The following is a 2136-nucleotide window of genomic DNA, read 5'->3' on the forward strand; positions in this document are numbered from 1 at the left end:
CACCACCGTGTCAAGCCTGGCTGGTCAGCACCCGCTTGAGCACCTTGCCGCCCGCGTTGCGGGGCAGTGCGTCGACGAAGCACACGTCGCGGGGAACCTTGAACCGCGCCAACCGGTTGTGGACGTAGTCCTGGACGTCGCGTTCGGTCAGTGCCGCGCCGGGCCGGACCACGACGTAGGCCCGCAACCGCTGGCCGAACTCCTCGTCGTCCACGCCGACGACCGCGACGTCGACGATGTCAGGGTGATGGGCGAGCGCGTCTTCGACCTCGCCGGGGTACACGTTCTCCCCGCCGGAGACGATCATCTCGTCGTCGCGGCCGTCGATGAAAAGCCTTCCGTCGGAATCGAAATGGCCGACGTCGCCGGTCGACATCAGGCCCCGGATCGATTCCTTGGTGCCGCCGCCGGTGTATCCCTCGAAGGCCAGCACGTTGCCGACGAAGATCCGCCCCGGCGTCCCGGGGGGAACCTCCTGGCCGTCGTCGCCGAGGATTTTGACGACCGATCCGGGCACCACCGCGCCCACGCAGCCCGGCGCGACCGCCAGGTCTGCGGGCGTGGCGATGGTGGCGTAGGCGACTTCGGTGGACCCGTACATGTTGTAGACCACGGGGCCGAGCGCCTCGAGCGCCCGGGTGGCCAGCGCGGCACCGAGCTGGGAACCGCCGATGAACACGATGCGCAGTGAGGACAGGTCGTGCTCGGCCAGGGCCGCCGGACCCAGGTCCAGAATGCGCCGCAACATGATCGGCACGACGATCATGGCGCTGGCCCGGTGCGCGGCCACGCCGGCCAGCGCCTGCCGGGCGTCGAAGTGGCGGCGCAGCACCAGGGTCGAGCCCAGCACCATCGCGTACATCGCGTGGCTGAAGCCCATCGAATGAAACAGCGGCACACAGCATTCGGTGACTTCCCGGCCGCGGAACGGGGCCTTGCCGAGCAGGCCGCCGACCGGTATCAGCGAGCTGGGTTCCGAACGCGCGGCGCCCTTCGGGGTGCCCGTCGTCCCGCTGGTGGAGATGACGATCTTGGGGCGCCCACCCGACGGCGGCGGGGGGCCGGGATCGCCGCGCTCGATCAGCGCGTCGAGGCTGTCGGGGGCGGGCGCCTGGGTCCACGCCCGGATCCGGCCCAACCTTGGCTGGACGTCGGCGATGACGGCCTCGTACTCCTCGTCGTACACCAGCAGGTCGGCGCGTTCCCGGGACAGCATCTCGGCGAGTTGCGGGGCGCCGAAACCGGTGTTGAGCAGCAGGACGCCGGCGCCGCACTTGGCGGCGGCGTACACGGATTCCAGGAAGCCCCGGTGGTTGCCCACCAGGATCGCCACGGCGTGGCCCGGGCCCAGGCCGAGCCGCCGCCACTCGTTGGCCAGCGCGTTGGTCCGCGAGTCCAGCTCACCGAACGTCAGGGGTCCGCGCTCGTCGATCAGCGCCAAACCGTCGCGGTCCCGCCCGGCGGCGATCGCCGTGGCCGCCCCGAGCAGGCCGAAGCGCTCCACGGCGCGCAGCACCGGAAAGATTCGTCCGGGCGCGATCAACCGCAGGCCCCCGGAACGGGCATAGAGCAGGAGCGACCGGGCTTCCAAACCCGCCCGCCCGAAAATTCGCACCGTCTGCACACGTCGATGCTCCCACCCTGTGCGGCCTCGGATAAGGGCGCAACGCCACTACCGGGTGGGCCTTTGGTCACCATCGTTACTCTGGTTAACGACTCGCCGGAAAGGGGCAATGCCGATGACGCGCACCGAGAATGACACCTGGGACCTGGCCACCAGCGTGGGGGCCACCGCCACCATGGTGGCGGCCGGACGGGCCCGGGCCACCCGCGACGGATTGATCGACGACCCGTTCGCCGAGCCACTGGTGCGCGCCGTCGGCGTCGACTTCATGACACGATGGGCCGCCGGGGAGTTGAGCTCCGCCGACGTCGACGAGCCCGGCGCCCCGTGGGGCATGCAGCGCATGACCGACATGCTGGCCGCGCGCACCCGGTACATCGACGCGTTCTTCGCCGAGGCCGGCGACGCCGGCATCCGCCAGGTGGTCCTGCTGGCCTCGGGCCTGGACGCGCGGGCCTACCGGCTGCCGTGGGCGGCGGGCACCGCGGTGTTCGAGATCGACCAGCCGCAGG

At 71.0% G+C, this 2136-nt stretch carries 2 protein-coding genes; one reads left to right on the plus strand and one right to left on the minus strand.

Translation table 11 applies throughout. The annotated features are described in order from the left end of the window. Positions 1–10 precede the first annotated feature (10 nt). Positions 11–1624: an AMP-binding protein gene (locus tag A5713_RS19170; RefSeq protein ID WP_082973039.1), complete on the minus strand. Its 1614-nt coding sequence runs from the start codon at positions 1622–1624 to the stop codon at positions 11–13. Positions 1625–1739: 115 nt separating this feature from the next. Here A5713_RS19170 and A5713_RS19175 point away from each other — a divergent pair. Continuing rightward, positions 1740–2136 (plus strand): class I SAM-dependent methyltransferase (locus A5713_RS19175; RefSeq protein ID WP_156751947.1); only part of this gene is annotated, 397 nt, incomplete at its 3' end.

Source organism: Mycobacterium sp. E2497 (genome assembly GCF_001668695.1).
Lineage (GTDB): Bacteria > Actinomycetota > Actinomycetes > Mycobacteriales > Mycobacteriaceae > Mycobacterium.